The sequence below is a fragment of the Halanaerobium sp. MA284_MarDTE_T2 genome (genome assembly GCF_003337245.1).
Taxonomy (GTDB): Bacteria; Bacillota; Halanaerobiia; order Halanaerobiales; family Halanaerobiaceae; genus QPJE01.
This window is the reverse complement of the sequence record NZ_QPJE01000013.1, coordinates 1-14,966: the sequence shown is the minus strand read 5'-3', so window position 1 is coordinate 14,966 and position 14,966 is coordinate 1. Positions and strand designations below refer to the sequence as shown.

The following is a 14,966-nucleotide window of genomic DNA, read 5'->3' as shown; positions in this document are numbered from 1 at the left end:
TGATAGTTAATGAACAGTATTAAAGATATCGATTGTTTTTTGCTTGATATGGATGGAACTATATACTTGAGTAATCAGCTTATTGATCAAGCAGTTGATTTTATAAAATTACTTGAAGAACAGGATAAAGAGTATGTGTTTTTTACCAATAATTCTTCTAAAAATACAGATGATTATCAAAAAAAGCTAAAAAATTTTGGGCTTGATGTTCCGCTGGAAAAGATAGTTAATTCAGGTCAGGTGACAGCCAATTATGTAAGAGAACATAAGGAGAATGCTGCTGTATATCCGGTGGGGACACCTTCATTAGAAAGGGAGCTGGCCAGTGCAGGTCTCAAACTAGTAAAAGACAAAAACGAAGAGATAGATTTTCTTGTCCTCGGTTTTGATAAAACATTAAATTATAAAAAGCTGTGGGATGCACATGATCTCATTTTAGAGGGTGTAGAATATATAGCGACAAATCCTGATTCTGTCTGTCCATTAGAAAACGGGAAAAGCATGCCTGACTGTGGCTCTATTATAAGTCTGCTGGAAACTTCAACCGGGAAGAGGCCGCTTGTGGTTGGAAAACCAAATACTCTGATGGTAGATTATGTCTCCAAAAAACTGGGTATTAAAAAAGAGGGAATGGCAATGGTTGGAGATAGAATTTATACTGATATTCAGATGGCTATCAATGCCGGTATTACAGGCATTCTGGTTCTCAGTGGTGAATCAACCCAAAAAACTGTTGCGGAAAGCCCACAGGAAGTTGATTATGTTTTTAATTCAGTTGCTGATATAATGGAGCAGCTGAAAAAATAATATAAGGGGGCTGGGTTTATGGGTAATCCAAATTATGAAAAGTATCTTAATGACCCGGAAGAGCTTATTGAAGAAATGATCGATGGTTTTGTTAAATCACATGAGGACAGGATTAAGCAGGTTTCGGAAAGATCAGTAGCAAAAAAAGAAGCTCCTATTGAAGGAAAGGTTGGAGTCGTTTCTGGTGGGGGTTCAGGACATCTGCCCGCATTTATGGGCTATATTGGTGATGGTGCTCTTGATGCAGTTGCTGTTGGAGATATATTTTCTTCCCCTTCTGTTGACCATATCTATGCGGCAATTAAGGCTGCAGATGGTGGAAAGGGAGTTATTTGTTGTATAGGTAATTTCAGTGGAGATATTATGAATTTTGAAATGGCTTCAGAAATGGCAGAAGAAGAAGGAATAGATGTTAAAACTGTGATTATAAATGATGATGTTGCTTCTGCGCCAAAGGAAAAGATGAAAAACAGGCGGGGAGTTGCCGGTGAGGTGATTATCTGGAAGCTGGCTGGGGCTATGGCTGAAAAAGGTTACAGCCTTGATGAAATTAAAGAAACGGCTGAAAGAGCTCTTTTCAATACAAGAAGTATGGGAGTTGCTCATAAGCCCTGTATAATGCCAACAAATGGAGAGCCAAGTTTTGAGCTGGCTGAAGGGGAGATGGAAATTGGCGTCGGCCACCACGGAGAACCCGGTATTAGAAGAGAAATGATGAAAACAAATGATGAGATTACGGCAGATCTTTTAAATATTGTTCTGGAAGATCTTCCCTACAAAAAAGGAGATGAAGTTGTAGTTCTGATTAATGGTCTTGGGTCTACTTCAAGACTGGAGATGTATATTTCCTATAGAAAGGTATATAATATGCTTCAGGAAAAGGGTATAAAAATATTTAAAAACTATATTGGAGAATTCTTTACTTCACAGGAAATGGCAGGTTATTCTATAACTCTTACTAAAGTTGATGATGAATTAAAAGAGCTGTTTGCAGCTGACTGTGATGCAGTTGGATTCACCTGCCTCTAAGTGTGTACCAGGTACAAAAAGGCCTTTTTGTACCTGGTACTGTCTGCTTGGTCTGCTGGTCTGCACAATAATTGAATGGAGGGTTTTATTATGAGATTAAAAAGTAAAACAGCTGTACTATTTCTGGTGCTGCTTCTGATAGTTTCAGCTGCAGGTAGTGTTCTGGCGGAGGAAAGTTATACTGGTGAGGCAGAAGGGCATAATGGAAATCTTAAGCTGGAAGTGATTATTGAAAATCAGGAAATAAAGGAAATTAATGTTCTGGAAAGTAAAGAATCAAATTTTACTGATCCTGCTTTTGATCAGGTGATTTCTGATATCATAGCATCTAACAGTATAGATGTAGATACTGTTTCTGGTGCAACGGTTACAAGTAAGGCAATTATTTCTGCAGTTGAAGATGCTGTCAGTAAAGCAGGAATAACACTGACTGCCAAAACTGCTGTTAAAAAAGAAACAAATTCTGATACCTCTACTGATATTGTAGTTATTGGTGGTGGTGGTGCTGGACTTAGTGCAGCAATTGAAGCCAGCAGTAGGGGTGTAGATGTAATTCTTGTTGAGAAAATGCCAATACTTGGTGGGAATACTGCCTATGCAACTGGTGGTTTAAATGCGGCAGAAACTGAATTTCAAAAAGCAAATGGTATTGAAGATGATGCAGATCTATTTTTTGAAGATACAATGCTTGGCGGTAAGCTGAAAAATAATGCACTGCTGGTTAATAAATTAACTGAAACAGCAGATGAAACAGTTGCCTGGCTTACAAAACTTGGTGTTGATTTATCAGATGTAGGAAGACTTGGAGGAGCTAGTGTCAGTAGAGCTCACAGACCTGCTGGTGGTGCTGCAGTCGGCTCACATTTGGTAGATGTTCTTGTAAAAAACGCCAAAAAAGCTGGTGTTGATATTAGATTAAGCACAAAAGCAGTAGAAATTCTCCACAACGGAAATGCGGTGAATGGTATTACTGTTGAAAATAAAAATGGGCGTTATAATATTAATGCAGAAGCTGTAATTGTTGCTACAGGAGGTTTTGGAGCCAATCCCGAAAAAGTTGTTAAATTTGATCCAAGTCTTAAAGGATTTGGAACAACCAATGCACCTGGAGCAACCGGTGATGCATTAGATTTTTTGGCACCATTAAATGTTGCGTTAGTTGATATGAAAGAAATTCAGACACACCCGACTGTTGTACCTGTTAAAAATAAAATGATTACCGAGGCTGTCAGAGGTAATGGCGCTATTCTGGTTAATAGAGACGCAGTGAGATTTGTAGATGAGCTGGAAACAAGAGATATTGTTTCTGCTGCAGAGCTGGATCAGGAAGGTCAAACTGCATTTTTAATCTTTGATCAGGGTGTAAGAGAAAGTCTTTCTGCAATTGAAAGTTATTATAAAGCAGGACTGCTAACAGAAGCAGAGTCTCTTACAGCTTTAGCAGAAAAAATGAACTTAGATGCAGACCAGCTTAAATCAACTGTAAATAGATATAATGGCTTTGTAAAATCCGGAAACGACAAAGATTTTGGCAGAGAAAATATGAAGTCAGAATTGACTAAAGCTCCTTATTATGCAGTGGAAGTTGGACCTGCTGTTCACCACACAATGGGTGGAGTTAAGATTAATTTAAGTACAGAAGTAATAAATAAATCTGGTGAAGTTATTGAAGGCTTATATGCTGCTGGTGAAGTAACAGGCGGAATTCATGGAGCTAATAGGCTTGGCGGAAATGCTCTGGCAGATATAACAACCTTTGGTAAAACTGCAGGGGCAAAAGCTGCTGAATTTGTAAAATAAATGGATTACGTATAAATGTTTGAATACTGCAGTTTTTAGATATTAAATATTAAACATTATATAAAGTCATATTAACATTAAATACAATTAATATAATCCTGCCGATATTTTTACGGTGGGATTATATTTTTTGTTTTTATGGTTTTTCTGTACCCGGTACAAAAAAGGGTGATATGTACCCGGTACATGTGAAAAATATAATTTGTACCCGGTACGAATTGCACAAATTGCATAGTATAATAAAATAAATATTCAAAAATCTAAAAGTAGAGGAGAATTAAGTAAAAGATGGATCTAACAAAGTTAACTGAAAAGATTGATAAGGAAGCAGTAGAACTCAGGCGTAAAATTCATCAGAATCCAGAATTGAGTTTTGAAGAAGTTGAAACAACAAAACTGCTGGAGGATGAGCTATCTCAGGTTGAAGGTTTAGAAATTATAAAAGACGGACTTAAAACAGGTTTGATTGTGATTCTACGAGGTGATAAACCAGGTAAAACGATTGCTTTAAGGGCTGATATGGATGCACTGCCAATTCAGGAAGAGACAGGACTTCCTTTTGCTTCACAAAATAAACATGTTATGCATGCCTGCGGCCATGATATTCACACTTCAGTACTGTTTGGTGCAGCAAAAGTTTTGAGTCATTATAAAGATCAGATTAAAGGGAATATTAAATTTTTCTTTCAGCCGGCAGAGGAAAAGCTGGGTGGAGCAGTAGCTCTTATGAAAGCAGGATGTATGAAGGATCCTGATGTTGATGCAGCTGTTGCAGTACATACCTGGCCCAATCTTGAAGGAGGAAAAGTTGGTTTAAAAAAAGGACCGACAACTGCTTCTGCAGATGAAATTATAGTAAAAGTTAGAGGAAAAGGTGGTCATGCAGCACATCCTGAAGACTGTATTGACCCGGTAATAATTTCTGGATATATACTGACAAAAATTCAAACTGCAGTGAGCAGAGAAACATCACCTCTGGATCCAATAGTAGTAACAGTTGGAACTTTAAATGCTGGTACAGCCTCAAATATTATACCGGATGAAGTTGTTATGACGGGGACAGTGAGGACTGTTAAACATAAAACTCGTATGGAAATTTTTGATAGACTGGAAAGAATAATAAAACATACAGCGATCAGTATGGGTGGGGAAGCTGAACTTCAAGTTAATAAGGGAGTTCCACCTCTGGTGGCTGATGAAAATGTAGTTGATACCATTGAAAGGTCAGCAGTTGAAATGCTGGGAGAAGAAAATGTTGTTAAGTTAGACGAGCCTTCAATGGGAGGAGAAGATTTTGCTTTTTATTTAGAAAATACTCCAGGAGCAATGATAAGACTGGGAACAGCCAATGAAGATGATAATTCCCGTATTTCCCTGCACAATGCTAGAGTTATTTTTGATGAAAGATCAATTGGAGCAGGAATTAAGGTGCTGGTCAAAACAGCTCTAAATTTTCTAGAATAAAAAATGCTCAGAATTCAAATGTATAAATTTAATAATGTCTGTGAAATCCCGCTGAAATTAATTGGCGGGATTTTTGCTTTAAATAAAAAACTATTATTATAATAATAAATATATTGACATAATAATAATATATTGTTATTATAATAATATATTATTAAAACAATAAATAATTATTAACAAAAGTATATAAGCAATATTTAAGTTTTAATAATATAAAAATTAAAAGGAGATGATTGTTTATGAAAAAACAGATTAATACAGAAGCTGCACCGGCAGCAATAGGTCCATACTCACAGGGAATTGAGATTGAGGGCTTTATTTTTACATCAGGCCAGATTCCTATTAATCCAGAAACTTCAGAAATGGTAGAAAATAATATTGAAAAACAGACAGTACAGGTTTTGGAAAATTTAAAAAACGTTCTTAAAAAAGCAAATCTTGGAATGGATAATATCATTAAAACTACAATATTTCTATCTGATCTAGGTAATTTTGATAAAGTAAATGAAATTTATGAAGAATATTTTGGAGATATTCCACCGGCAAGATCATGTATAGAAGTAGCAAAACTTCCTAAAAATTCTTTAATTGAAATTGAAGCTATTGCCAGATAAGTAATAACATAGAAAGGTGATTTATATGAAAACAGATAAAATAACAGATCTATTAAAAGAAACGATAAAACCGGCACTGGGATGTACAGAGCCGGTTGCAGTAGCTTATGCATTAGCAAGGGCAAAAGATGAAATAAATAGTGAAATAGAAAAAGTTAAAATTATGGTGAGCCTCAATATTTATAAAAACGCTGCCAGAGTAGGAATTCCCGGCACAAATCATAAGGGTCCAATTATGGCGGCTGCTCTGAGTATGGTAATGGGTGATTATACAAAAAAGCTAGAAGTAATTGAAGGTGTTAAAGAAGATGATATAAGAGCTGCTCACAAAATTATTGAAAGAGAAATAATAGATTTAAAAATACGAGATGATATCAGTGGACTTTATATTGAAACTCAGTTAATAACTCCAGAAGAAAAAGTCCGTGTAATTATTGCTGATAATCATCTAAATATTGTTAAAATAGAAAAAATAAGTAGAGATAGTGAGTTTGACAAATTTGAAATTAATAATGATGATAATGATAATGCTGACTGTAAAGGAATTAATAATTATTCGTTTACTGATATTTTAGATTATGTTAAAAACGTACCTTTAGAAAATATTAAATTTCTCAAAGATGGTGTTGAAATGAATCTAAAAGTTGCTGAAGAAGGATTGGAAATTAAAAACAGCCTCAGCAGTAAATTCAGAAAATTTATAGATGAAGAATTTTTAAATGACAATATGATATCTGAAGCCAGAATGTTGGCCTCTGCAGCATCTGAAGCACGAATGACAGGCAGTAGACTGCCAATTATGAGCAGTGCAGGAAGTGGAAATCAGGGAATAGTAAATTTTATAACAAATTATGCTGTAGCAAAACATCAAAATGTTAGTGAAGAAAAACTGCTCAGAGCTTTAGCCTTAAGTAATTTAATAACATTATATATAAAAACAGCTACCGGAAGTCTCTCGGCAATGTGTGGAGTTGCTGTTGCAGCAGGAGTAGGTGTGAGTGCAAGTACTGTATATATGCTTGATGGGAAAAAAGAAGAGATTTTTTCTTCAATGTTAAATGTTCTGGGGTCTGTAAGTGGAATTGTTTGTGATGGTGCAAAAGAAGGCTGTGCTTTAAAAATAGCCACTGCAGTGGAGTGGGCTGTAATTTCTGCTAAACTGGCAGTGGAAGGTAAGTCAGTAGATACTAAAGATGGCCTGCTGGCAGACAACTTTAAAGATCTGATTGATAATCTGGCCTATGTTTGTAATCCAGGTATGATTTCGACAGATCAGGCAATGCTTAAAGTTATGTTAAATAATTAAAAATAATGGAATTCAGTTAAATTTTATCTACTGTTATTTTTTATAATAATAATGTGATATTTTGTGAAATATTTATTAAATAATACAGGAGTGATTATAAATGAGCGAAAAGAAATTTACAGACAATCTTGTATTTAGATTGCTGGTGGCAGTTTTTGTGGGTGTTTTTATAGGTGTTTATGTAAATAAAGATATTATGCAGGTTGTTTCTACTATTAAATATGTTTTGGGACAGCTTATATTTTACTCGGTACCACTTGTTATTATTGGATTTATAGCTCCTTCTATAACAAGGCTGCAGGAAAAAGCAAGTAAACTGCTGGGTCAGGCGGTGTCTATTGCATATCTTTCATCTTTAGGGGCTGCTATATTTGCCATTGTATCAGGACGAATAATAATTCCATTTTTAAATATTGCCGAAGAAACCACTTCTTTAAGAGAACTTCCCGAAATAATGTTTCAATTAGATATCCCGGCTATTATGCCTGTTATGAGTGCCCTTGTTTTAGCTCTTTTCGTTGGCCTTTCAGCTGCCTGGACTAAAGCAGAAATGATATCAGACCTGCTGGATGAAATGCAGAATATGATTTTATCACTAGTTGAAAAAATAGTCATACCAATTCTGCCGTTTTTTATTGCTACAACTTTTGCAGAGCTGGCATATGAAGGAACAATTACTGAACATTTACCAGTGTTTCTTACTATTATAATTTTAGTTATTGTCGGTCATTTTATCTGGTTAACTGTTCTTTACTCAATTGCAGGTATGATATCTGGAGAAAACCCGCTGGAAGTTATTAAACATTATGTTCCTGCTTATTTAACCGCCGTTGGAACAATGTCCAGTGCTGCAACTTTGCCTGTATCTTTAAAATCAGCCGGAAAATCTAAAGTGCTTGAAGAAGAAATAACTAATTTTGCTATTCCATTAGGAGCAACTATTCACCTGTGTGGTTCAGTTTTAACAGAAACATTTTTTGTAATGGTTATTTCTAAAGTGCTTTATGGTAGCGTACCATCAATGTCGACCATGTTTTTATTTGCAATTTTGCTGGGGATCTTTGCAATTGGAGCTCCTGGAGTTCCAGGTGGAACAGTTATGGCATCTCTGGGATTGGTCACCGGTATTTTAGGTTTTGATCAGACCGGGGTAGGACTTGTGTTAACTATTTTTGCTATACAGGACAGTTTTGGTACAGCCTGTAATATTACCGGTGATGGGGCAATTGCACTGATGCTGACCGGATTAAATAGAAAAAAAACAGCATAATTACATATTTAAAAAATAATAGTTAGAAGATTTGCTTTCGGTTTTATATAAAATACAGCTGTTTATATTTAATTTAAAATAATTAAAAATGATTAAAGGTTCCTGATATATATATATTAGATTTCAGGGACTTTTGCTCATTTCAAAAAAGGGTACTTTAATTAATTATTGAATAAAAATATAGAGACTATTTTAGAGGAGGAAAAAAGTTGAGTAGTGAGTATTTAGATAATTATAAACCACTTGTTAAATTTCTGGCAGAAGTTCTGGGAGAAAACTGTGAGGTTGTGCTTCATGATTTAAATAATCTGGAAAATTCCATTATTGCAATCGAAAATGGACATATTAGTGGGCGAAAGGTAGGAGATGCACTCACAGATCTCGCCTTAAAAATTGTCAGAGAAGGTCATGATTTAGAGAAAGATTATATGACAAATTATACAGGCAAAACAAAAGATGGTAAGGCTTTAAGATCTTCAACATATTTTATAAAAAAAGATAATAAAGTTGCAGCAATGCTCTGTTTAAATTTTGATGTAAGTAAATTTATCGAAGCCAGAGATCTGTTGAATGAATTTATTACAGGTGATAAAAGGGAAAATAAAACAATTGAAGACAATTCATCAGAAAAATTTACTAATTCAATAGAAGAACTTATGCATTCAATTATAGAAAAGCACATCAGCAGAATTTCTGTTCCACCAAAAAGAATGACAGCGGATGAGAAAAAAGCAGTTGTAAAGGAACTGGAAAAAGAAGGAGTTTTTCTACTTAAAAATTCAATTTCTGAAGTAGCCGGTGAACTAGAAACGTCAGAAGCTACAATTTATCGATATCTAAATGGATAGGCGTTTAAAAATTATCCAGCTGTTTGCTTTTCTTTATCTGTTGCGAACTGCCGAATGTTTGGTATTGTGGAGGTGTAATCTTAAATTTAATACAGCATTCAGAATGGATTTTGAGATTGCTTTAGATAAAAAAGCAGTCCTTATGGAGGGTCCTTATGGAGGGAAACTTATGCTCTATAAAGCTAATGAAAATTAGATAAATTATGATGAAGCTGTTGGAATTTTACTTTTAGATTATGTGGCACCTTTTATTCCAGGAAATGCAGGAGATGTTGGTAATGCCAGTAGTTATGATTATCCTATCAGGTATAAACTTGTAAAAGGAGTGAACTTTAAACAGCTGCTGGAAAAAGATAAAAGTGGTGTGGAAGTTATAATTAGAAGTAGCAAAAGAATTGGAGCGAGATGGTGCAAGGACAATAACAGCTGACTGTTCTTTTTTTTTCAATATAATATCTTGACATCTGTCAATACAGATGTTAAAATACTTAACAGATTATAAAAGTGAGGTGGTAAAAATTAAAACTGAGGAGAGGAGAAACAAACTGCTGCAGAGATTAAAAAATGCAAAACAAGCTGTAATTGGTTCACAGCTGGCAGAAGAATTTGATGTAAGCCGTCAGGTTATTGTTCAGGATATAGCTCTTCTGCGTGCCCGGGGTGAAGGAATAGTGGCTACTTCTCAGGGCTATTTTTATGAAGATAATCTTGGTATACCTACTGTTAAAGCTTCTATTGCCTGCAGGCATGGAGATAATGATGAATTGAGGGATGAGCTGCTTACAGTAGTAAACTATGGTGGGAGGATTATTGATGTTAAAGTTGAGCATCCAATTTATGGTGAGCTCAGCGGCAATCTCATGATTAGCAGCATAGATGATGTTAATATTTTTATTGATAATTATCAGCAAAATGAGGCTTCACTGCTTTCGGAATTAACTGATGGAGTTCATCTGCATACAATTGAGGCAGTCAATGAGCAGGTGATAGAAAAAATTAAGGCAGAACTGAGAGAAAAAGGATATCTGCTTGAAGAATGATTTGTTTTTGTTTTAGCTGTAAAGACATGTGTAAAGTTTTACTGTAAATAAGTTTTGTTAAAATCATTTTTTTAGGTGATAATATTCAAAAAGCTAAAATAGGTGCTGATAAAATATTATATTTACTAAAGGTGATAATCTCAATAAAGGGGAGTGGATTTATGTGAAAGGAGACAAATTAAAGAGATTGAGGCTGATATATATATGTATTATGGTTTTTCTTGTGATTTCAGCTTTTGTTATACCCTATAATTTTTTAAATTCTATTAATTCATTTAAGGGCGCATTTTTATTTTGGAGCATATTTGCTTTAACTGATATTTATTTAACTATTAAAATAACATCTTACTGGGGGGATAATTAATGCCAGCTGCATATCTATATACGGCAGTGATTCTATACATATTTGTTGGTTCACTAGTTGCCTTAATGGCTCGGAAAAATATGAGTAAAGGAATTACAGAATACTTTTTAAATGGGAGAAACACAGGTGGTATTGTATCTGCTCTCTCCTACAGTGCCACAACTTATAGTGCCTTTATGATGATTGGACTGGCCGGGTTTACATATTCAGGTGGAGTAGGAGCACTGGGTTTTGAATTGATATATTTGTCAGGGCTTTCTCTTGTAGCTTTTTTTGGGCCCCGTTTCTGGCTGATAGGCAGGAAAAACAATTATGTTTCACCATATGAGATGCTTGGTGACCGCTATCAAAATAGGTGGATAGCTTTTGCTGCTTCACTTTCAGCATGTATATTTTTGATTCCCTATTTAGCGGTTCAGCTGATGGGAGTTGGCTATCTTTTAAATGGTCTTTCTAATGGGAAGATTCCATTTATTGTTGGAGTTATTACTGCTGGTGTACTCGCAATTGCCTGGGCATTAACTGCCGGTATGAAATCTATCAGCTGGACTGATTCCCTGCAGTCACTTATTATGATCACTGTGAGTATTATTATACTTTTTTATGTTGTTTATCAGCATTTAGGAGGGTTTTCAAAATTTTTTTACTCTCTTTCTCATCTGGATGGCAATATGCTTACAGTGCCTGGCCCCGGATTTTTTAAATTCAATAATTTTTTAGCTCTCAGCCTGCCCTGGTTTTTCTTTTCTATTTCCAATCCACAGGTGAGTCAGCGTCTATTTATTCCTCGTGATTTAAAATCTATGAAAACAATGATAAAAGGTTTTTTAATTTTTGGCTTTATTTTTACCATTGTTTCAGTAATCTGGGGATTTTCTGCCCGCTTATTGATACCCGGTCTTCAAAATGCTGATCTGGCTACTCCAGAACTTTTGGCTTCAAGATATGTACCGCCGATTCTTGCTTTAACAGCAATGATTGGAATTACAGCAGCAGCCATTTCTACTATTGATTCGATAATGCTTACACTTTCGTCACTGATTGTAAAGGATATATTTAAGAATATGGAGGATAGGCTGGATAAAGATAAAAGTTTAAAACAATTGAGGACTGCAAAATTATCTATTTTAGTTATCGCTTTATTAGGGTTTTTCTTTGCAGTTCAGGAATTTGATCTTATAGCGGTTCTTTCTGTAGCAGCTTCAGTTGGACTGCTTGTTACTGTTCCTTCAATGTTTGGTGCTTTTTTCTGGAAAAAAGCTACTGCTGCCGGGTCACTGAGCAGTATTATTATTGGTTCATTGACTGCTCTTTACCTCCAATTTTTTGGATGGAGCCCTTTAGGACAGGGAGCAGGAATCTGGACTCTTTTAATTTCTAGTATTGTTTTTATTTTTGTAAGTCTGCTAACTGAAGCACCGGAAAAAAAGGCAGAAGAATTTATCTGTTATCTGCAAAAAGAGTGTGTGGAGAAAAATATTTTGTAACTTATGTTGATGTACCAGGTACAAAAAGGCCTTTTTGTACCTGGTACGGTCTGCTGGTCTGCAAATTATACATTTGCTTTTCGACGTCTGAAAAACTTAATAACTTCATTTAAGATTAAAAATAACACACTGGAAATTAGAATTCTACTCCAGGCGGCTATTCCTACCCCGGCAAAACCGAGAAAATCGTTTATATATGGAATATAAACTACTCCTAATACTAATCCAATTGAAATCAAAATTGCATATAGTATTTTGGGGTTACTAAAAAAGTTCTTAGAAAAAATACTCTGATATTCATATCTTAAAGACATAATATTTATCCACTGCAGACAGGCAACAGTTAAATAACTGATTGTTGTCGCCTGAGCATATAATTTTCCTCCTTCACTAACAGCTGAAATTTGTCCGTTAATGAAAGAATAGAAATTTAAATAAGCAAAACCTCCAATTACTAAAGCCATAAAGGCAAACCTGCTGAAACTTTTTTTATTAACAATATGGTCATCCTGACTTCTTGGCGGTGAGGTCATTATCTGCTCTGAAGCTGGATCAAAAGTATAAGCTGTTAATGGTAAAATTTCAGCTAGGAGGTCAATTGATAGAATCTGAATAGCCAGTATTGGAATCGGTAAGTCAAAAAGTGCTGCTGCAATTAATCCAAGCAGAACCAGTGTTAATTCAGCCCCATTGGCAGTTAATGTTCCCAGAATTGTTTTCTTTAAATTATTATAAATGGTCCTTCCTTCTTTAATCGCATAAACTAAGGTTGGATAACTGTCATCCAGCAAAATCAACTCTGATGCTTCTTTGGACACATCTGTACCCATCTGCCCCATAGCAACACCAATATGAGCACTTTTTAGTGCTGGAGCATCATTAACTCCATCTCCTGTTACAGCAACAATTTTCTGCTGTTCTTTTAAATTTTTAACTATCCGCAATTTATCCTCAGGTGATACCCTAGAAAAAATAAGTGACTTGTTTTCTTCCATAGTCTGTCTAAGTTTTTCTTCACTCATCTCTTCCAAATCTTTGCTGGTAAATACTGGTACATCTTCATCATCAACAGAAAGACTAATTTCTTTACCTACTGCCTGGGCAGTAGTTGCATGATCACCAGTCATAATATAGGTATCAATATAGGCATCATGTGATTCCTGAATGGCTTCCTTAACTCCTTCTTTTGGAGGATCAATCATCGCCACCATTCCCAGAAAAATAACATCCTTTTCTATTTCTTCTAAAACATAATCTGTCTCATCATCTTCAAGTTTGCGGTAGGCAACTGCTAAAACCCGCATTGCATCTTTTGAATACTTTTCATTTATTTCCTGTAATCTTTCTTTGTCTTTTTCTGTAATCTCTACTATTTCTCCATCTTTGAGAATATGTTTGGAAACAGAAAGTACACTCCCCAGAGCACCCTTCATCTTAAGATAATTTCCATCTTCAAATTCTCTAATTGAACTCATTCTTTTGCGGTCAGAATCAAAACTGAATTCATGTAATTCAGGATTTTCTTCATCTTCTTTAGGAGAGCGAGTACCAAGTTTTGTAGAAAGAGTAATTAGCGCAGCCTCTGTTGGATCACCTATTGCATACCAGCCGGGGTGATCTTCATCTGGCTCATGAATTTCTGCATTGGAAGCCATTGTAGCAGCATCAAAGATAATTTCCATTTCTGCAATTTCTTCTTCAGTCAGCGGTTCACCATCTTCACCTAAAAGTTCGCCTTCAGGCTCATAACCTAGTCCTGTTACTTCATACTCCCTACCATCAAAATATACTTTTTTAACTGTCATTTCATTTTTGGTTAAAGTCCCAGTTTTGTCTGTACAGATAACATTGGTTGAACCAAGAGTTTCAGCAGAAGAAAGCTTTTTGACTACTGCATTTTTTCCTGCCAGTCTTTTTACTCCCTGAGACAGAGCTACTGTAACCTGCATCGGTAAAGCCTGAGGTACAACAGCTGCAGCTACACCAAGAGCATATATTAAAGCGAAGTTCAATCCATAACCTCTGTAAATACTTACACCAAAAAGTGTAAATCCAACTGCTACTGCAAAAATACCAATTCGATTGGCCACTGTATGCAGTTCATCCTGAAGAGGGGAGCGAGATTTATCTTCTTCCTGGGTCATCGAAGCAATTTTGCCCATTTCAGTTTCCATTCCAGTTTCAACTACAACTCCCTTGGCTGAACCGGAGGCAACTGTTGTTCCCAGATAGGCCATATTGTCCCGGTCTGCTAGTGGTCTTTCTTCTTCAATTTGGTTGGAATGCTTTTCCTGTGGCATAGATTCACCGGTTAGAGAAACATCATTTGTTCTTAAATTAAATGATTCTATAATTCTCAAATCAGCTGGAATTTTATCTCCTTCTTCCAGACTAACAATATCTCCGACAACTAATTCTTCCTGCGGAATTTCTCCGATTTGATCATCACGAATTACTTTTGAAGGTGAATTAACCAATTTATTTAAGGAATCAATTATTTTTTCAGCTTTATATTCCTGCATAAATCCAATTACAGAGTTAACTATAGCAATCAAAAACATTACTGAAGCGTCACGATAACTTCCGATTAATAATGACATGACAGCGGCTATTAAAAGTAAGATCACAAGTACATCTTTAAACTGCTGTAAAAAGATTATAAATAATGACCTTTTTTTAGCTGCTTCAAGAACATTTTTCCCATCTCTTTTCAGTCTTTTTTCTGCCTCTGATTGGCTCAGCCCCTGAAGACTGCTCTCTAAAGCTTTTACAACATCCTTTGCTTTCTGTCTGTAAAATTCTTTTTCTGCCACCTATTGACCCTCCTCGGGGCAAGCCCACGAGGATTCCTGCTTCTTAGAAGTGGTAACCCACCATCTCCACAGGCTTAAAATCCTGTTAGCCCAACAGTATATCCTCTAACTTGCCTTTTGTATT

Annotated in this window: 12 protein-coding genes; 11 read left to right on the top strand and 1 reads right to left on the bottom strand. The window is 35.5% G+C overall.

Annotation, left to right across the window (positions count from 1 at the left end):
- Positions 1-9 precede the first annotated feature (9 nt).
- From DFR78_RS07220 to DFR78_RS07165, 11 genes are all read left to right on the top strand, one after another.
- Positions 10-807 (top strand): HAD-IIA family hydrolase, encoded by a 798-nt coding sequence (locus DFR78_RS07220; protein ID WP_114458169.1) that lies wholly within the window; start codon positions 10-12, stop codon positions 805-807.
- Between the two features lie 18 nt (positions 808-825).
- Complete coding sequence (locus DFR78_RS07215; RefSeq protein ID WP_114458168.1) at positions 826-1,836, top strand: dihydroxyacetone kinase subunit DhaK; 1,011 nt, start codon at positions 826-828, stop codon at positions 1,834-1,836.
- Positions 1,837-1,926: 90 nt separating this feature from the next.
- Entirely contained in the window at positions 1,927-3,636 is a 1,710-nt protein-coding gene (locus DFR78_RS07210) for a flavocytochrome c (protein WP_114458167.1), read from the top strand.
- 288 nt (positions 3,637-3,924) lie between these two features.
- A complete protein-coding gene (locus tag DFR78_RS07205) occupies positions 3,925-5,100 on the top strand; it encodes a M20 family metallopeptidase (protein ID WP_114458166.1) in 1,176 nt (391 codons plus the stop codon).
- Between the two features lie 239 nt (positions 5,101-5,339).
- Positions 5,340-5,714 carry a RidA family protein gene (locus DFR78_RS07200; RefSeq protein WP_114458165.1) on the top strand — a complete coding sequence of 125 codons (375 nt, stop codon included), beginning with the start codon at positions 5,340-5,342 and terminating at the stop codon, positions 5,712-5,714.
- Between the two features lie 25 nt (positions 5,715-5,739).
- Positions 5,740-7,020 carry a serine dehydratase subunit alpha family protein gene (locus tag DFR78_RS07195; protein ID WP_114458164.1) on the top strand — a complete coding sequence of 427 codons (1,281 nt, stop codon included), beginning with the start codon at positions 5,740-5,742 and terminating at the stop codon, positions 7,018-7,020.
- A gap of 100 nt (positions 7,021-7,120) precedes the next feature.
- A complete protein-coding gene (locus DFR78_RS07190; protein ID WP_114458163.1) occupies positions 7,121-8,290 on the top strand; it encodes a dicarboxylate/amino acid:cation symporter in 1,170 nt (389 codons plus the stop codon).
- A 209-nt stretch (positions 8,291-8,499) separates the two neighbouring features.
- A complete protein-coding gene (locus tag DFR78_RS07185) occupies positions 8,500-9,138 on the top strand; it encodes a transcriptional regulator (protein ID WP_114458162.1) in 639 nt (212 codons plus the stop codon).
- A 238-nt stretch (positions 9,139-9,376) separates the two neighbouring features.
- Complete coding sequence (locus DFR78_RS07180) at positions 9,377-9,568, top strand: hypothetical protein (RefSeq protein ID WP_114458161.1); 192 nt, start codon at positions 9,377-9,379, stop codon at positions 9,566-9,568.
- 88 nt (positions 9,569-9,656) lie between these two features.
- Entirely contained in the window at positions 9,657-10,178 is a 522-nt protein-coding gene (locus DFR78_RS07175; RefSeq protein WP_114458210.1) for a transcription repressor NadR, read from the top strand.
- Positions 10,179-10,541: 363 nt separating this feature from the next.
- A complete protein-coding gene (locus DFR78_RS07165; protein ID WP_114458159.1) occupies positions 10,542-12,029 on the top strand; it encodes a sodium:solute symporter family protein in 1,488 nt (495 codons plus the stop codon).
- A 65-nt stretch (positions 12,030-12,094) separates the two neighbouring features.
- On the opposite strand, the gene DFR78_RS07160 is transcribed toward DFR78_RS07165, so the two are convergent.
- Positions 12,095-14,842, bottom strand: coding sequence for a cation-transporting P-type ATPase (locus tag DFR78_RS07160; protein WP_114458158.1), 2,748 nt, complete (start codon positions 14,840-14,842; stop codon positions 12,095-12,097).
- Positions 14,843-14,966: the final 124 nt, after the last annotated feature.